Origin of the sequence: Sphingorhabdus sp. EL138 (assembly GCF_900258045.1) — a bacterium.
In the GTDB taxonomy this organism is placed as follows: domain Bacteria; phylum Pseudomonadota; class Alphaproteobacteria; order Sphingomonadales; family Sphingomonadaceae; genus Parasphingorhabdus.
Map to the genome: position 1 here is coordinate 1,063,476 of NZ_OGVD01000004.1, position 17,893 is coordinate 1,081,368.

At 54.7% G+C, this 17,893-nt stretch carries 17 protein-coding genes; 4 read left to right on the top strand and 13 right to left on the bottom strand.

The window, feature by feature from the left end; genetic code table 11:
• Positions 1-51 precede the first annotated feature (51 nt).
• A complete protein-coding gene (locus DK507_RS15065) occupies positions 52-462 on the top strand; it encodes a COG3650 family protein (protein WP_109357136.1) in 411 nt (136 codons plus the stop codon).
• 34 nt (positions 463-496) lie between these two features.
• Here DK507_RS15065 and DK507_RS15070 read toward each other — a convergent pair whose 3' ends face one another.
• The 3 genes from DK507_RS15070 to recR all read right to left on the bottom strand — a co-directional run bounded on the left by DK507_RS15070 (position 497) and on the right by recR (position 3,205).
• A complete protein-coding gene (locus DK507_RS15070; protein WP_254054405.1) occupies positions 497-1,888 on the bottom strand; it encodes a DNA recombination protein RmuC in 1,392 nt (463 codons plus the stop codon).
• Between the two features lie 105 nt (positions 1,889-1,993).
• Positions 1,994-2,551 carry a peptide deformylase gene (gene def, locus DK507_RS15075; protein WP_109357137.1) on the bottom strand — a complete coding sequence of 186 codons (558 nt, stop codon included), beginning with the start codon at positions 2,549-2,551 and terminating at the stop codon, positions 1,994-1,996.
• A gap of 51 nt (positions 2,552-2,602) precedes the next feature.
• Positions 2,603-3,205 carry a recombination mediator RecR gene (gene recR / locus DK507_RS15080; protein ID WP_109357715.1) on the bottom strand — a complete coding sequence of 201 codons (603 nt, stop codon included), beginning with the start codon at positions 3,203-3,205 and terminating at the stop codon, positions 2,603-2,605.
• Positions 3,206-3,290: 85 nt separating this feature from the next.
• On the opposite strand from recR, the gene DK507_RS17880 reads away from it, so the two are divergent.
• The 3 genes from DK507_RS17880 to truA are packed head-to-tail and all read left to right on the top strand — an operon-like array spanning position 3,291 to position 5,163.
• On the top strand, positions 3,291-3,473 hold the full coding sequence (locus DK507_RS17880) for a hypothetical protein (protein ID WP_162559072.1): 183 nt from the start codon (positions 3,291-3,293) through the stop codon (positions 3,471-3,473).
• A 20-nt stretch (positions 3,474-3,493) separates the two neighbouring features.
• Positions 3,494-4,399, top strand: coding sequence for a methionyl-tRNA formyltransferase (gene fmt / locus DK507_RS15085; RefSeq protein WP_109357716.1), 906 nt, complete (start codon positions 3,494-3,496; stop codon positions 4,397-4,399).
• Positions 4,396-5,163 carry a tRNA pseudouridine(38-40) synthase TruA gene (gene truA / locus DK507_RS15090; protein WP_109357138.1) on the top strand — a complete coding sequence of 256 codons (768 nt, stop codon included), beginning with the start codon at positions 4,396-4,398 and terminating at the stop codon, positions 5,161-5,163. Before fmt ends, truA begins: the two co-directional genes overlap by 4 nt.
• Here truA and DK507_RS15095 read toward each other — a convergent pair.
• The 10 genes from DK507_RS15095 to DK507_RS15140 are packed head-to-tail and all read right to left on the bottom strand — an operon-like array spanning position 5,149 to position 17,868.
• Positions 5,149-7,044: an XrtA/PEP-CTERM system amidotransferase gene (locus tag DK507_RS15095; RefSeq protein ID WP_109357139.1), complete on the bottom strand. Its 1,896-nt coding sequence runs from the start codon at positions 7,042-7,044 to the stop codon at positions 5,149-5,151. The two genes, truA and DK507_RS15095, sit on opposite strands and share 15 nt — an antisense overlap.
• A 10-nt stretch (positions 7,045-7,054) precedes the next feature.
• The gene (gene xrtA, locus DK507_RS15100) at positions 7,055-8,605 is read right to left on the bottom strand and encodes an exosortase A (protein ID WP_109357140.1); all 1,551 of its coding nucleotides are present in this window, start codon (positions 8,603-8,605) and stop codon (positions 7,055-7,057) included.
• Positions 8,602-9,825 carry a TIGR03087 family PEP-CTERM/XrtA system glycosyltransferase gene (locus tag DK507_RS15105; RefSeq protein ID WP_109357141.1) on the bottom strand — a complete coding sequence of 408 codons (1,224 nt, stop codon included), beginning with the start codon at positions 9,823-9,825 and terminating at the stop codon, positions 8,602-8,604. Before DK507_RS15105 ends, xrtA begins: the two co-directional genes overlap by 4 nt.
• Entirely contained in the window at positions 9,825-10,898 is a 1,074-nt protein-coding gene (locus DK507_RS15110; RefSeq protein ID WP_174209049.1) for a FemAB family XrtA/PEP-CTERM system-associated protein, read from the bottom strand. Before DK507_RS15110 ends, DK507_RS15105 begins: the two co-directional genes overlap by 1 nt.
• Positions 10,895-11,797 (bottom strand): XrtA system polysaccharide deacetylase, encoded by a 903-nt coding sequence (locus tag DK507_RS15115; RefSeq protein ID WP_254054406.1) that lies wholly within the window; start codon positions 11,795-11,797, stop codon positions 10,895-10,897. The genes DK507_RS15110 and DK507_RS15115 overlap by 4 nt, the downstream gene beginning before the upstream one ends.
• On the bottom strand, positions 11,772-13,025 hold the full coding sequence (locus DK507_RS15120) for an XrtA/PEP-CTERM system-associated ATPase (RefSeq protein WP_109357142.1): 1,254 nt from the start codon (positions 13,023-13,025) through the stop codon (positions 11,772-11,774). Before DK507_RS15120 ends, DK507_RS15115 begins: the two co-directional genes overlap by 26 nt.
• A 35-nt stretch (positions 13,026-13,060) precedes the next feature.
• Complete coding sequence (locus DK507_RS15125; protein ID WP_162559073.1) at positions 13,061-14,683, bottom strand: hypothetical protein; 1,623 nt, start codon at positions 14,681-14,683, stop codon at positions 13,061-13,063.
• A gap of 2 nt (positions 14,684-14,685) precedes the next feature.
• A complete protein-coding gene (locus tag DK507_RS15130) occupies positions 14,686-15,603 on the bottom strand; it encodes an AAA family ATPase (RefSeq protein ID WP_109357144.1) in 918 nt (305 codons plus the stop codon).
• A 9-nt stretch (positions 15,604-15,612) separates the two neighbouring features.
• Positions 15,613-17,157, bottom strand: a complete 1,545-nt coding sequence (locus tag DK507_RS15135; RefSeq protein WP_109357145.1) for an XrtA system polysaccharide chain length determinant — start codon at positions 17,155-17,157, stop codon at positions 15,613-15,615.
• A gap of 54 nt (positions 17,158-17,211) precedes the next feature.
• Positions 17,212-17,868 (bottom strand): XrtA/PEP-CTERM system exopolysaccharide export protein, encoded by a 657-nt coding sequence (locus DK507_RS15140; protein WP_109357146.1) that lies wholly within the window; start codon positions 17,866-17,868, stop codon positions 17,212-17,214.
• Positions 17,869-17,893: the final 25 nt, after the last annotated feature.

A 17,893-nucleotide genomic window follows, 5' to 3' on the forward strand; every position in this document is an offset into this window, starting at 1 on the left:
TGTTCATCAATAGTGATCAATATGCTAATCTCAATTCCGGGAGAGAGAAGCATGAAAAAAGCAATATTACTCACACCAGTTCTGTCGTTATTGTTGGTGGCTTGTGGCGACAAAGCGCAGGACGCACCGGTAACCGAAGAAAAACTGTCGGAATATAAAGCCATCGGCACGGAGCCAGGTTGGGCCGTCGAGATCAAGGAGGGTGAGATCATCTATAGCTCCATGGAAGCGACCAATGATTTCACCCTACCCGTGCAACGGATGACGAAAACCGCAACAGGCTGGGAAGTTAAGGGTTTTAGCGATCAACACAATATCACTCTCACTATAACATCCGGCACAGAATGCAGTGATGGTATGAGTGACCGCGTATATGCGGATACGGTTAGAACAGCCGTCAGCGGCACCGGCTATCTGGACGGTTGCGGCGGCGAGATATTATCCGGTCCCGACACGCCATAAGCTGGTCCGCAGACAGGACCAGCTTATGGCGTCGTTATTCTGCAGCTTCGTCTTTGACGTCCCGGTCGTCCTCGATGAGCGCGGCTTCCACATCGTTGGAATAGCGCGGCAAGGCCTCGACCTCTGCCACCGGCTCGAGTTCCTTTTTTCCGGTCTCGATGTTCAGTTCCGCAAATTTCCGTCCCGTCGCCATAACGTTGCGTTCAAAACTGCCGACAAATTTGTTGTAGTTACCCACTGCGCTGCCAAGGCCCGACCCCATACGTTTGAGATGTTCGCCGGCCACCGCTAACCGGTCATACATTTCCTTACCCAACTGCCCGATCTGCTTGGCCTCCGCGGCCATTTTCTCCTGCCGCCATACGCCCGCAACGGTACGCGCTATCGCCACCAGATTGGTAGGTGTCGCCAGCAATACCTTTTTCTCAAACGCATGGTCCCATAAATTTGGTTCATGCTCCAATGCAGCGGACAGAAAATGCTCCCCGGGCACAAACATGATTACATAGTCGGGCGCATCCTCAAACTGGTCCCAATAGGCTTTTTTGGACAAGCCATCGATATGAGCCTTCATCGAATTGCAATGCCGCGCCATTGCAAAACTGCGCGCATCATCATCCTTCGCCTCAAACGCGTCCTGATAGTCATTGAGCGAGACTTTGGCATCAATGACCAGCTTCCGGCCACCCGGCACGCTAATTACTGCATCGGGACGCAGACGCCCTTCGTCGGTGTCAATGCTCTGCTCTGTGACAAAATCGGTATGTTCCGACAGGCCGCAAGTTTCGAGGACATTTTTTAGCTGCTGCTCGCCCCAGCGTCCGCGAGACTTCGGCGCGTTGCGCAGGCTGTTAACAAGTCGTGCTGCCTCCTGCTGCACCCGATCCTGCCCTTGGCGCACTTGCTCGATAGTTGCCGTAATTCCGGCATAGGATTCGGTGCGTTCTTTCTCGATTTTACGGATACTTTCTTCATATGCAGAAAGCCGTTCATTAACCGGCTGGAGCAACTTCGCGATTTTCTCGCCGCCTTTTTCATTGGCTTGATCAAACCGCTGATCGGCGCGTTCCAGAAACTGGCGCTGTGCGGTTTCCAGCATTTTTGCGCCGACCTCGGAAAATTGCGCGGACAGCGTTTCCTTTGCTTCAATCAACTGCTTGAGCTGCTTTTCGTGGTTGCGCGCGTCAGCTTCCAGAGAAGCAAGGGATTGCCGCGCCTGATCGCGATCATCGCGAATGGAATCGCGCTCGGATCGCGCGGCATCCCGCTCCACCTGCACGCCGTCCAGCATGGACCTCAGCGACGTCGCTGTTTCTTCGGCAGCCCTTGAAGATGCCGCAGCCGCTCGACCACCCATAAACCAGCCCGCAACCAAGCCGGCAACAAGGGTAACAATAGCTATCAGAAGAGCAACAACAGCGTCCAAAACAAGCCCTTTCAGTTGGAACGAAAGGAGAACTTAGACTGTAGGGCGCTTACATGCAACAGGGCTTTTATCCTGAACGGGCTTCAGGATGGCTGAACAAAAAAGCTAGGCTGCTTCCTTGCGATGCTTTGCCAGCTTTTTCAGTACCATTTGCCGTTTCAGGCGGGACAGATGATCAATGAACAATATGCCCTCAAGATGATCCATCTCATGCTGCAAACAGGTCGCGAGTAGGCCGTCCATCTGTTCTTCATATTGTTTTCCGGTTTCGTCCTGCCAACGTGCAGTAATGGTCGCAGGCCTCTCTACGTCGGCATATTGTTCAGGCACCGAAAGGCAGCCTTCGCTATAGACATTCAAATCCTCTGAAGGATTGAGAATCTCCGGGTTAATGAACACTTTGGGATCGCGGACGACCTCATGGTCATGATCGCAATGCTCACCATGTTCATGGTCATGTTCCACGGGCTCTTGCAGGTCGATGACCAATATCCGCTTGGGAACACCCACCTGAATCGCGGCAAGGCCAATGCCCGGCGCGTCGTACATGGTTTCAAACATGTCGGCGATCAGCGTTTTCAGCTCGTCATCGAACACGGTAACGGGCTCTGAAACAGTTTTCAGACGCGGATCGGGAACTTCAAGAATAGGTAATATGGCCATGCGCGAAATTTAGGGATTCTACCGGGATTCGTCAAGGACTGGTGACCACGCTCAATCACCACTAATGGGTCTGCGCGAACGCAGCGCCTGCGCCAATGTCCCTTCATCAAGATAGTCAAGTTCGCCGCCCACCGGTATGCCATGGGACAACTGGCTGAGACGCAATGGATAATTTTCGAGCCGCTCGGCAATATAATGGGCGGTGGTCTGACCCTCCAATGTGGCATTCATAGCCAGAACGATCTCGTCAATGCCGCCCTGCTCCACGCGCTTGATCAGCTTATCGATGGCAATATCTTCGGGCCGCACGCCGTCCAGTGCCGACAGCCGCCCGCCCAGAACGTGGAATTTGCCGGGAAAGAGACGCGATTTATCGAGCGCCCACAGATCCGACACTTCCTCGACCACACATAGTGATTTCGGATCCCGCCGCGGATCGCTGCAAATCTGGCAGGGGTCCTGTGTATCGACATTGCCGCAAATGGCGCAGGTGACAAGATTGGCATCAACCTTTTCCATCGCCGCCAATATCGGTTTCATGGTTGTTTCGGGGCGCTTCAGCAGATGCAGCACCGCCCGCCGTGCCGAACGGGGACCCAGGCCCGGAAGTTTGGACAGAGCCTGAACCAGATTTTCGATTTCCTGCGATGCCATGATTTGACCTTTAGGGCCATGATGTGCGTGCTGCCAATATAAAATCATGCTGTCCTACACGGACGAGTTTGGTTAGGGAGACTGCATGACTCACAAACCCGTTAATTTCCTGACATTCAAGGCGTTACGAAACGAATCCATATTGTCATCCCCACCGGATGAACGGGGTGAGAACTGTGTGAACTTTGGCTGGGCGTTCTGCAAAAAAGCCGGTGTGATTTGTGTGAACTTTGCTGCTGGATCCCTGCTACGGCAGGCGCGATCATGACCGTTGAGACGCCTACAAAACTGCGCCTGGCATTCATGGGCACACCGGAATTTGCTGTACCGGCCCTGCGCGCCTTGCATACGGCGGGACACGAGATTGCTGCCGTCTATTCACAGCCGCCGCGCCGTGCCGGGCGAGGAAAGAAACTAACCCCATCACCCGTGCAAAAAGTCGCAGAGGAACTGGGATTAGAAGTCCGCGTGCCGGTTTCCTTGAAGAGCGAGGAAGCCCAGGCGGAATTTGCCGCGCTTGATCTCGATGCCGCTGTGGTGGCGGCATATGGCTTGATCTTGCCGCAAGCGATATTGAGTGCACCCAAAATGGGGTGCCTGAATATCCACGGATCGCTGTTGCCACGCTGGCGTGGAGCGGCACCGGTGCAGCGTGCCATTTTGGCGTGTGATACGGAAACGGGCATTACCATCATGCAGATGGAAGCCGGATTGGATACCGGCCCGATGCTGCTGAAATCCAGTACGCCGATTGCGGAAAAAACCGCAGGCGAACTGACCGAAGAGCTAGCGCAAACAGGTGCTGATCTGATGGTGCAATATCTCGTTAATCCGGCAGACTATCTGCCTGAGATCCAGGATGATGCACTTGCCACCTATGCCAAGAAGATAGAAAAGCAGGAAGCACGTGTGAACTTTGATCAGCCCGCCAGAGCGGTACTGCAGCAGATCCGCGCATTTAATCCCGTGCCGGGCGCATTTTTCGAATTTGGCGGCGACCGCTATCGCGTCCATGCTGCCGAGCTAATGGATGCATCCGGTACAGCGGGAATATTGCTCGATGAACAAATGACAATCGCCTGCAGCGACGGGGCGATCAAACCAACACTCATTCAAAAAGCAGGCCGTCCGAAACTGACGCTGTCGGAGTTTCTGAACGGCACACAAATCCCGGCGGGCACATCGCTCCGATGACCCGTTTCGCAATCACTCTGGAATATGATGGTCGCCCATTCATGGGTTGGCAGCATCAGGATCACGGTCCCAGTGTCCAGCAGGCTGTTGAAAATGCTATTAAAACTATCACCCAGCAAGAGATTCGCGTGTTCGCCGCTGGCCGCACGGACGCGGGTGTGCATGCGCTGGGCATGCGGGCACATTTTGATCTCGAGACAAGGTTGACGCCGTTCCGGTTGATGGAGGGGCTCAATGCCGGGCTGCGTCCTCATCCTGTCGCTGTGCTCGCCTGCGATATTGTCGATGATGAATGGCACGCCCGCTTCAACTGCATCGGGCGGCGCTATGTCTACAAGATCACCAACCGCCGCGCGCCGCTGACACTGGATAAGGGGCAGAGCTGGCAGGTCGCCAGACCGCTGGATGCCGGGGTGATGCATGATGCCGCGCAGTTGCTGGTCGGGCAGCATGATTTCACGACATTCCGCTCCACCCAATGTCAGGCGCAGAGCCCGGTGAAGACCTTGGACAGCATTTCCGTCACGCGCTTTGGCGAAGAGATTGAGGTGGAGGTCGCGGCGCGATCGTTCCTGCATCATCAGGTGCGCTCGATGGTCGGTTGTCTGAAACTGGTTGGCGATGGAAAATGGGCGCGTGATGATTTGCTGAAGGCACTAGAGGCAAAAGACCGCGATGCGCTGGGGTTCAACGCGCCGCCGGACGGGCTCTATTTTGTCGATGCAATCTATCCGAAAGCGGAGGAGAAGTCAGAGGCCGAATAGGCGCTGCAGCGATTTGTCCAGCATCAGCAGTTGCCAGAGCAAACGGCTGTTGTCAGATTTACCTGCGACATGATCGTCAGCCACTTTGCTTAGGGCCTGCTGATCAAACCAGCCCATCCGCGCCAATGCGCCAGCGCCGGAAATATTCCGCGCTTCATCAGCCAGCGGCCCGCGAAACCACTGGGCTATCGGCGTCACAAAACCCATTTTCGGGCGATAGAGGATATCTTGCGGCAAATAGCGTTCCATAGACTTTTTCAGCAGATATTTGCCGGTCCCGCGACGCACCCGCAAATTGGTCGGCAGCCGCGCGGCAAACTCCATCAGCTGATAATCCAGCAAAGGCTCCCGCGCCTCAAGGCTTACCGCCATGCTGGTCCGATCGACCTTGGTCAGAATATCGCCGGGCAACCACATTTTCATGTCGGCATATTGCGCCTGATCGAGACCGTTGCGCGCCGGCGCACTCTCCATCAGGTCGATCATCCGGGCCTCGCCCTGATAGCCATCCAGTTGCTTGGACATCGCATCGGAATAGATCGCATGACGGCCCGCTGGCGTCGTCACCCCAACCGCTTCCGCGTAACCTTCCGGTCCGGAGCGCGCGAGCGACAGCAGTGTCGATTTGGCACGGAGCGGCCTCGGTGCCCAATCCGCCTTGGGATAGACCTTGCCGAGCCAGCCCAGAGCCGGACCGCGAATAGATTGCGGGAGCAAGCCCCTCACCCGTTCTTCGGCATGGTGAAACACATGACGACGATAGCCGGCCAGCGCTTCATCAGCACCATCGCCGGATAGAGCGACGGTCACATTCTCCCGCGCCAGCTCTGCCACACGGTAGGTCGGCAAGGCCGAACCATCGGCAAAAGGTTCATCAAAATGGTCGGCCAGCCTATCAATCAACCCGAAATCATCCGCCGCCACGGTTCGTGCGCGGTGATCGGTTTTGAACCGTTCCGCTACCCGTTCGGCGTAGCTTGTCTCGTCCAGCGATGCCTGGTCAAAGCCGATGGAGCAGGTTTTAACCGGCTGTCGGCTCTTCTCCGACATCAATGCAACGACCGCACTGCTATCCACACCGCCGGACAGGAACGCGCCCAAGGGCACGTCAGCAATCATCCGGGAGCCGACTGCGTCTTTCATCAGCGCAATCAGCTCTTCTTCAAGTTCCGCCGCCGAGGCCTTGCTGCGCTGGCTGAAATCCATATCCCAATATTGGATGGGTGCGGGCTCCGCCTTGCCCTGTTCGAGCAGCAGGTAGTGCCCAGCAGGCAGTTTCTTGACGCCCTTCAACAGCGATCGGTGATCTGGCACATATCCGAATGCAAGATAGTCATCGACAGCGCGCATTTCCGGTTCACGGCGCAGCAAGGGGTTGGCGAGCAAAGCCTTCAGCTCCGATCCGAACAAGATGCTGCCATCGGATACCGGTGCATAGAAAAGCGGCTTCACGCCCAGCCGATCCCGCGCCAGAAAAAGCTGTTTGGTCCGCTGATCAAATATCGCAAAAGCGAACATGCCATTAAGCCGCTTCAGACAATCGGCGCCCCATTGGCGCCAGGCGTAAAGAATGACCTCGGTATCACTGCTAGAGGTGAATTGATGACCAAGCGATTCCAGTTCCACCCGGACGTCCTGAAAATTGTAGATCTCGCCATTATAGCTGATCACCTGCGCTTCATCGGCGGTCAGCATGGGCTGCGCTCCGCCTTCCAGATCGATGATCGATAGACGGCGATGCCCCAGACCAACACCGGGCGCGGTCCATATTCCGGAACCATCAGGCCCGCGATGGGTCAGACTGTCGGTCATCTTGCGGAGGCGAACGGGATCAACCGGCTTGGCCGTCTCCAGATGAAATATTCCCGCAATGCCGCACATGATGTGCGCCCTAGCGCAGACCTGCCATTTCGTCAGCCAATTTATCAAGGGGGCCCAGCGCCTTGCGGAAATCATCCATGGCCGCCGCTGGTCCGGCCTCGTCGATTTTTTCAGCCGAAATCAAGACCGCGACTGCCTGCTGGTTCCCGCCGAGCAGTTTCGTTTTCAACGTTTCGAGCTTCACCGCCGATCCGCTGCCGGTCAGAATGCTTCCGACGCGATAGAAGGATCGCACATCTCGCACCACTGGGCCGGGCGCCGTTATCTGTATCGCCTTGCCCGATGCAGGTGCAGGCAGGTTTCGGCTCCATGACCATTGTGTTCGCGGATCAAAAGCGCCCTGCCCATAGCCAACAATCTCGCGGCCATCTTCCTGCCGGTCATAGACGGCAATGGCGAGGTCAACCTCTGCCCCACTGGAGACATGGCGATAGCGGCCGAGTAACTGATGATTGGCGCCGTCAAATCGTGGCTGCCAGTCAAATTGCGGACGATAGTCAACACGCTCCCAGCCGGCGACGTTTGGCAGAGCGATCTTGTCGGGCACAGGAGAGCTTTGCGCGGCCAGCGCCGATGTCCATAGAACCGGCGCAGCAATAATGACTGCCATCGCAATCATCGCGGCTTTGGGTGTCAGGCGCGATGGGTTAGGGACGGTTTGTTCAATCGCGTTGCCGTCAATCATCGGCTCATCCAGCTTGCGATCAAAAAACGGCCAACCGATGGCCATCACCAATGCCAGAACAAACGCGAAGAAAAACCAGCCGTAGAAGATATGATCAAAGCCAGTCGCAAAATCTGTCGTGGTGTGATGCGCAATATAGATGGTCCCAAAGGCGCGTATCCCGTTGGCGACGATCGGCACGGCCACGGCAGCAATCATGAACAATGTTCGCCGCTGCCAGCTTTGGAAACAGAGGTTGGTAACCAGTGCGCCATAGGCAATCATCGCAATCAGAAATTTGACCCCGGAACAGGCTTCGGCAACTTCAAAATAACCCGTTGGCGTTGAGATAAAGACGCCATCGATAAAGGCGGGAATATTGGCCCAACCAAGAAAAACCATCGACATTTTTGCCGTGATGGTTTGCAGAAACGGGACAAATTCCTCTCCAAAAGGTACTAGGAAAAAGCTGTAAAATAGCGGAAAAAGCAGTCCGCGCATCACCTTTGGGCCCAGCAAAGTGATAACTGCGCCTTGCAACATCATCACCAGTCCCAGCTGGCGCGCAAAGGAAACGCCGGCCGCCTCGCCCAGCAACCAACCGCCGGAAGCCGCGACCATCCACAGCAACCCGGGCGTCCAAATCGCCGGAGTGATTTTGGCCAGTTCCTCCAAACGCTGCTGCACCAGCCAGGCGATGATTGGTGCTATCAACAGACAGTGATTATAGGTCGAAACATTCCACCAGGCATCCATCATGGCCAGACCGTCCCGCCAGAACAGGACTAATATCGCAGCGATTGCCAAACACAGCAGTCGCAGATGCTTTGTCCAGAGGGTGCCGCCAACAGCGCTCGCTGGCGCGTCCATGGACCGTTCAATAGCGGCGCTACTCATTCCGCCTCCTCGGCCATGATGTTTTCATCAAAACCACACAGCTCGGCGATGTCAGCGAGCTGTGTTTTCCAGCTGTAATTTGAGCGGATCAAAGCGCTGGCTCTCTCACCCAGCGCTTGCGCCTTGGCAGAATTTGACAACAGATCGCACACCAGCATTGCTTCCTGCTGCACGTCGTCAGCGACACAAAAATGCTTGCCGTTTATAGCTTCAATACCCTGCGCGGCGGCGGCTGAAGCGACAACCGGTTTGCCCATGGCCATGGCCTCAAGGACCTTGTTTTGTATACCCCGTGCAATACGCAATGGTGCAACAACGATATCAGCTGCTTTCAGCCAGCTGCGAATATCGTCAACACTGCCCATGACCATCGTGTTGTTCAACCCATCCAGTCGGATGACGTCGGCCGTCGGCGCGCGTCCGACAATCGCGAATTGTGCGTCGGGGTGGTGATTCAGAATTTCCGGCATTGCCTCTTTTGCAAAACTGACAACAGCTTCGACATTCGGACGATAATCCATCTGTCCGGTAAAGATGATCAGCGGTCCTTCATGAGGAAGATCGACCGCGCTCACCTTTGCCGGATCATAGAAATCAAGATCAATCCCGTTGCCGACGGCTTTGACTTTCTGGTCATCAAGCCTCGAGCGCTGCCGGAACAATTCTGCTTCAGCGTCACTTACAAAAATCGAATGGTCGGCAAATGTCGCAACACGTTTTTCAAATGCCCTCAGCAACCTGCCTTCGCGCCGGTTGATCCATGCCATTGGACCGGAGCCTTCATCCGCATAGCTTTCAAACTTGGCGCTATCGACGTCCACAAAATCCATGATCACCCGACCGGGGAACTCGGCTGGAACAAATTGCGCCATCTGTCCTGAAAATACGAAAATGCAATCAATCGACCGGGTCTTCAGCGTGTCCCGAACATAGCTGCGAATTTCAGCACTCTCAAAGGACGTCAGCGAAACCGGTTTGCCAGATGCAAGCGCTTCGATCCCGGCCTGCCAGTTGGGTTTGTTGCGCCTGACAATTTTCGATGATGCCAGGAGTGTTCTGATATCGCTATCTTCGTTGGCCTCGGCTTCGTGATCGGCAAAACAAGCCAAATGTACCGGACGATATTCCATCAGCCTGCGCAAGATATGATGCGCACGAATTTTGTCTCCACGGTTCGGTGGCCATGGCACACGATGGGTCAGGAACAATATCTCGCCCATCAGCCCAAACCTTTGGCGATCATTGGTCCCAGACGGTTTGCAACAGACAGCGGCATTTTTTGCCAAAGCGCGACCTGCAGCCGGTACTTTGGACTCATAGGATTGACATCGCGGGCTTCTTCTCCGTCTGCCGAGCGAACAGCATAGGACAAAGGCTCCGGTTCAAAGCCCCAGTTTTTCTTGAACGAATAGGCACCCGTTCCATTTTTTGACCGCCCAAAATCGAAACGCCTGCATCCCCTTTGCCGCGCGTGGTTCATCAGCGCGTAGTACATGATGTCATTGGCCCGTAAACGGCGCGCATCATATGTACCGCCGCCCCAATAAGGCATCACCGTGTCCCGGTGATAAAGGCTCAATACGCTCGCGACAGGTTGACCATCGCTTGAAACAGTCAGTATGTCCGCATCAGCCCCGAAAGCATCCATGACCGCATCAAATAGTGCCTTGGGAAATACAGGCGTACCGAGGTTCCGAACACTTTCTGCATAGACATGATAGTGATCTGCCCGATCCTCTTCGTCCGATCCGATCCGAATGGTCAGATCGTTTTTCAGCCCCTTGCGGACCTCGGCTCTTTGTTTGCGCGGAATAGCTAGCAACTGACTGTCGTCATCGTCCGCCAGGTCGGTCACGAAACCTGCGTAGACATCGTCCTTGTTCTGCCACTCGCCACGCGGTGCTCGACCGCCTCTTAGTTCAACGGTTGGAAAGCTGTGCGTTTCTGCAAAATCCCAAACGGCATCCGCGAGTGTTTCTGTGGCTTGATTATCAACACTCAAAATACCGCCGCCGACGGCGAAACCCGAAGACACCAATGCGCGACCGAATAAAGCCGAATGGATAAGATTTAACGGCAATATGGCCTGCAATTCGCCAGCGGTGTTCTCTGCCAGCATGTAACACCAGCCGTGACCACATGCCTTTGAAACCGCAAGCACCCATGCTGGCCTGTGAAAGGCTGTACCCTGTGGATGATCGTTGACGAACTGGTCAATCCGCGCCAGCTCGTTCCGGTCTTCCTGATCCAAGATGCGGGCCATGATCGCCTGGGGTGCAAAGGCCATATTCATTGCGCCAACTCGGCTTCCAGCGCAGCCAGTTCATCCATTCTGCCCCACATATGATCCTGACCAACACGGATCAGTTTGGACCGCATTGCACTGAGTTGTGTGTAATGACGCAACTTTGACTTGAGTGGCGCATTGTGAACGCGAGGTTGCTGGGGGTCAATCTCCCAAGGATGAAAATAGAATATCGCACCGCGGCCGTCATCCTTCTGCATTTTGCGGATAGCACGATCATAAAGCATATATGGCAGCAGCCGGAAAAAACCGCCTCCGCCAGAAGCTAACACCCGGCTCCCAACCTGTACCGTGGTCACCGGCAGTTCAATCAAATCCGAGCCTGCCACTGGTTTCCACGCAAAGCGCGGCGATCCGGACCAACCATAATGGTCGTGCCTGATAGGAGCCACACTGGATGAATAGCGATAGCCTTGCTCTGCCAATATCTCATGCGCCCAAGGCGTGCGCTGATCGATGGAAAAGCTGGGCGCGCGATAACCTGTAACGGCTTGCCCCGAAGCGTCTTCCAAAATCTTGCGTGTGCGATCCAGGTCATCGCGAAACTGTTCTGGCGTCAATGTGGAGACGCGGGCGTGATCATAGCCGTGACTGGCAACCTCATGCCCTGCCGCGCTAATGCGTTGCATCAGTTCCGGATAGTGTTCTGCCACCCAACCGAGAGTGAAAAAGGTGGCCTTAACCCCCATCTCATCGAAAAGGTCCAGCACGGCATCGCTATTGCGTTCGACGCGATGCTCGAGGCTATCCCAGTCGGCACGGTTGATTACCGTTTCAAAGGCACCGACCTGAAACCAGTCTTCGATATCCACGGACATGGCATTGAGCAAAGCATTTGCTTTTCTCGCCTTGTGGATAGGTTCAGGCCGCGCGTCCTGCATTGACATAGCTTTCCTTGCTCCGGACATCGCTTTCAACCCAATCCACCAGCATCGTCAAGACGCGGTGCAGGCTTTCTTCCTGACTATCCATGCGGGACTCAAGTGCCGACAATTGCTTGGAAATGGCATCCAATTGGTTCAATACAGCACCATCTACAGCAGGCTCAATAGCTTCTGGCGCCTCGACAATTGGTTCGACAGGTGCTTGTTCTGCCAGGGTATCTGCACTTCTGAAAGGCAGCACCTCGTGCTCTTCCGGTACCGGTTCCTCAGAGACAGAAACGATTGGCTCAGGGTCCACAGCAGCAGCAGCGGCTGGCTCGGCCTGAGCTTGCGCCTGGGAAACTTTTGTCGGCTTTTCCCACAACGGGCTTTTCACCTTAGTCAGATCAATGTCTGTTTCCGGTTCAGCAATGTCGACTTCCTCACCGTTCAAATCAGCCAGCACACGGCCGACCAATGGTTGATCAATCAGTTCAGCGTGCTCCACCGCACCCATGAGCAGGACACGGCTCATCAATGTGTTGATCTTCCTCGGGACCCCGCCTGTTTCACTGAACAGTAGGGCAAATACATCAGAGGTAATCTTCGGACGCCCTGACCACCCGCTTTTGGATAGTCGGTGGGTGATATAGGGTTCGATTTCATGCGCTTCCATCGGTTCGAGATGGTGATGCGCGATCACCCGTTGACGCAGTTGTTCAAGACGGTCGGATTGTTGCAGCATATCCCGAAATTCAGGCTGTCCGAGCAGGAATATCTGCAACAGTGCCTGACCACCAAGTTGAAAGTTGGAGAGCATACGGAGCTCTTCCAAGGCACCTGCAGGTAGATTTTGCGACTCATCGACAACCAGCAGGCACCGGCGTCCGGCGCGTGCTTCGGCATGAAGAAATTCTTCAAAGGCGCTGAGCAGCTGCGCCTTGTCCATATCCTCGGTATCAATATCAAAGTTGTTTGCGGCAACCCGGACAATGTCTTTGCTATCCAGCGCGGTCGTCACAATGCTGGCAGCGGTCAGACGTTCACGGTCGATAGTCGCCATCAGGTGGCTGACCAAAGTTGTTTTACCAGCGCCTACGTCGCCTGTAATAACAATGAACCCCTCTCCCTGCGCCAAACCATAGCCGAGATAGGACAATGCCTTGCGGTGCGTCAGGCTTTCAAAATAATAATGCGGATCCGGCGTCAGCTGGAACGGTCGGCTTTTCAGTCCATAAAAAGTTTCATACATACTGGTATCTCCCACCCACACTCGCGGTGATATTGCTAAAATTCATATTGCAGCCCAAGCAATGCAGAAGCCGTAAGCTCACTGTCAAAGCCGTCTTGCTGAAAGCTGTCGAGACCAACAGCGGCGGTCCCATTCAATCCTGGTATGATCTGACGGTAGTATGCCGCGTTGGCACCCAGTGCGAGCACGTTGGGTGCGCCAGCAAAGCCGCTATCCAGCAGATTGGCGTAAACATTGGTATCGAAGCTGGACCGCGCATCAATCTGGCGTCCGATCGACAGGTTGGCATAATAGTTCTGATCAACCAGACCATCGACATTGGCGAGACCGCCCAATTGTGATGCAATGAACCGGCGGCGCGAATAGCCGGTGGCCAAAGACGTGTTCCAACCATTATAGCTATAAGCCAGTTGTGCGTTTACGCCGCGCGCCCGGAATGATGAAGAGGCAGCAGACTGCAATGCATCGTTGATGCACAGGCTGCTGGTTTGCCCAAAGGCACATCCATTCAGTTCACCGCTCAACGGGTTGCGATTGCTGGTGAAGCTGGTTCCCAAAGAATCCAAATTATCATTCAGCAAGTTACCGAAGCCGGACACCGTGTCATAAACGGAGACGTTGAGCGATGTGTTCTCATTGGGCTGATACCCAAGGCTACCGGCATAAGTCGTGCTACCATAACGTCGGCCGATACGCGCTTCCAGAGAGGTCCTGCGGCTAGGACGCCACAATACACCGGCGTCCCAGATCAGGCCATCCTGATCATAAGACAGCAAACGCGGAGATGCTTCATCAGTGACCAATCGGCCGTCCTCATCGACAACCGGATCACCGTTAATGTCCCGAAGTGCGTCGCGCTCGGAAATCTCGATGTCCTCATAACCGACACCACCTACCAGTGCTACAGTAGGTGTCACCGGAACAGTTACATCGGCACGGGCATATTTACCTTCAAAGCGCTGATCCAGCTGACCGGCATCTTCACGTTCATAACCTGCGCTAACGGACCAACCGAAAGGCAGGTCGCGTGGCTGCATTCCAACGCTGGCACTGGCTGAGTGGCTAACGCTGTCGTCGAAAATATCAATCGGCAACTGCCCCGGAGGCAATATGCCAGTATCTTCGCTTTCGACCTTTGTATAGCCGACGCGGTAATTGGCGTTCACATCCAGCGCACCAATATTGGTGGACAATGATGGTCCAGCATAAATTGAGTAAACCTGCGTGACATTGTCGATATTTCCGACAGTATTGGTCGGCGATTCCCCACGCAGATCAATGCGGCTGCGTGTCGCAATACCGCCTGCTTCCAGTGCGAGAACGTTGGGCACGACTTGCACATTGCCGCGAGCCAAGCCGCTCAAAATATCATCATCGCCGATATCATCTTCATAGAAAAAGCGACGTTCGTATCGCACGTTTACCTGTGCTTCTGCCTGACGGGTCTGGATGGATGTTTCGAGGCCCGCGGCAACTGTCGTGTAGGTCAAGACCTCCGAACCGTTTTTCAGGTCGGCGACCAACACCTGTTGTACTTCGAGATAGGGTGTAACCTCAACATTGCGGCTTTGCGCCTGTGCAGGCTGCACGGCAACCATGCCCAGGGGAACCAAAACTGCTCCCTGCCTGATTAAGTTCATGAACTTACTCTTGCTCACGATTATTCTCCATATCCATAATAGGATCCAAAGCTCCGCCCGGTCGGCGAGAATTTCGTACCGTTGAGAAGCAGTTGGATATTGTCACAGCCAGCCATCAAACTAAGCGCGTCACGTAGGGCTGTTTCGGTTGTTTCATCCGCTTTGACGACCATCACCACCTGTCCGACATGGGTCGCGAGCACGGATGCTGGCGAGGCCGACAAGGCGGGCGGTGAATCAAAAATAACAATTCGGTTGGGGTTGTTCTGGGTTAACCGGTTGAGCACCTCTTGTGTCCGCGAAGAGGCAAGATATTCAGTGTCCGCATTAGTCTGCTCGCCCGCCGGCAAGATGGCTAGGCCCGCAATATCAGTATGAATAATGCAATCCTCGACTGGCAGCTGCGGGTCAGCCAGCGCATCCATCAGGCCTTTACTGCCTTCCAGACCCAGGCTGGACAGGATGCTCGGCTTTGCGAAATCAGCGTCGACGAGCAGCACCTCATTGTCTTTTTCTGCCGCAATCGACAGAGCCAGGTTAAGGGCGCAGAATGTCTTGCCTTCATTCGGATGTGCCGAACAGATGAGAATGCGTTCACCGTGTGGCAGTCGCGCCTGTTTGGTCGTTCCCTTCGCTGCCAGCAAAAGCTGTCGCTTGATGATACGAAACTCTTCGGAAATGCCGGTGACGGGACCATCAGGCACAACAAAGCCCGCTTCGCGCAGTTTCTCACGATCAACGATGACACGCGGGCCATCGTAAACAGGAGCACGATCTGATGCGGCTGGCACCATCGGCCGTTTCGTTATTTCGGGCGGCAAAATTTCCGGCCCGTAGTTTTCTATCGGACCACCCTTTTTCGATGGGACATAGTCATAGACCTGCCCTGCGCGTTCAAGCAGCGATCCTGATTTACTGAGAGGATTATATTTGTTCATCTTCTTTCCTCAAGCCACCATGCCGCGCTGAATAAATTCGACGACCATCAGCAACGCAAAGACACCAACAAGGGCACCACCGGCGCTGTAGAACAGGCGCATTTTCTTTTGTCTTATGGCTCTTTGACTGCTCGTCAGGATCTGCGAAACCGAGCCTATAACCGGCAGTCCACTAGCCTTTTCAAGCCGTGCCGACGTCGGATAGCTGGTCTGCAATTGCCCCATGGCAAAAGCCGCACCAACACCGCCCCCAACACCGACAAACAGAACCATCGCCAGCAACAGCGGCCGGTTAGGTGCAGCGGGAGACCTTGGGCTGGAGGGAGGATCGATAACCTTGAACTTTACCGAATCTGTTTCCGATTCCACCTGTCCGCGCAGTTTGATCTGCTCCCGGTCTTGTAGCAATTTGTCATACTGGCTTTTCAGCACGTCATAGTCGCGGTTGATGCGCGCCATTTCAGCAGCAACTCCGGGCTCCAGAGACTGCTTGGACATCAGCTGCGTCATATCCGCCTGAATCGCGTTTTTCCGGGCTTGCAAAGCGGCAACCGAGGCTTGGCGCTCAGCGCGCATGCTTTGCAGTGAGCTATAAGCGGGATTTGGCGTTCCATAGGCGCGTGAACCTTTGGGCTCTGCCGCAACCTGTGCACGCAAAGCGGCAATTTCGCTCTTCATGGCAATGATATCCGGATGGCTATCCGTCCATCCTCGCGCTCTGGCCGATGCCAATTTGCCTTGTGCCTGCGCCAACTGACCACGTGCGCCGCCGCCTGAACTGGCACCTCCAAATCCCGGCGTGGCAATTGTTGGCGGTGTTCCCGATAACTGGCCGTTCAAGGCTGCCAGTGAGCTGGATGCAGAGGCCAATTGCGATTCAATCTGTCGGAGTTCTGCCCGTGATGCTTCTATACGCTGGCTGATGGAGCCGACACCGGGCAAAAGACCGAGGTTTTCAGTTTCAAACTGTACGCGCTTCTGTTCTGCTTCCTGCAAGGCCTTTTCACGGGTCGCAAGCTGGCCATCCAGAAATTTCAGTGTCTGCGTTGTTTCATCACGGTCACCGGACAGGTTCTCTTCGACGAAAATATCGATCATCTTTTGGACAATAGCGCGCGACAACACGGCATTTTCTGCATCTGAGAAATTGCTGGCAGATGATTTCGCCGTGATCTCGAAAAGATTATCTTTTTCCGATTTGATCTCGATGTTTTTGCGCAACATCTCAACTTTGCCAGCCAATTCCCGGTCGCTCGCAACCGACAGATTCAGATCAGTCCCGCGAACCACTTTTTCAAGATTGATGGTAGAAGCCAGCGTTTCCTGGACCCGGTCCATATTCTTTTTACGGTCGCGGGATTCGATACCCACCTTGTCAGACAGGATGGACTGCATTTCGACAAAGACGCGTGCTTTGGATTCATAGCTATTCGGAATCAGCGCAACGACCAGCCATCCCAGCAAACAGATGCCCCAGGCGACAGCCAATGCCAGCCAGCGCCTGTTCCAGACGCTGTGCACTGCTATTCTAAATTCATCATAAAGGCCGTTCATTGATCTTTTCGATCCCTTTTAAGCTTTGCGCCCCTCTGTTTCGGGTAGCGGCGGTTAAAACATGCTCTTTGGAATGATGATCACATCACCGGGACGCAGCATCACGTTGGCTTTGGTCTGGCCGCGATCCAGCAGATCGGCGATGCGCAGTGCATATTCCTGTTGCTTGCCAGTACCGCGATCATAACGGACGAGGCGTGCTTTATTGCCGGACGCAAATTCCGACAAACCACCAACAGCGATCATTGCATCGAGCAGAGTCATATTGGCGCGATATGGTATCGAAGCCGGTTTTTCGGTCGCTCCGACAACCCGGATCTGCTGTGAAAATGTACCCGAGAAATTATTGACGATAACCGACACCAAGGGCTCGTTGATATATTCCGACAGCTGCAACTTTAGATCTTCTGCAAGCATTGCGGGCGTTTTCCCCACAGCAGGCATGTCGGTAATCAGCGGCGTGGTTATCCGGCCATCGGGACGAACTTGAACCTTCGCGCCCAATTCCGGATTGCGCCAGACAAAGATGGTGAGTTCGTCAAGCGGTCCGATAACATATTCTTCACCCGGACCTTCCTGCATTGAAACAAATGAAGCGGGTGGCAATTGAGGCCCTGAAGATGTGCTGGAGCATCCGGCAACCGAAAGGGATACCAATCCAGCGCCGAGAAGATATCTCGGCAGGTTTTTCTTTTTCGAAGCAATAGCCATTCTTAAATCCTCGCAAACAACCGTT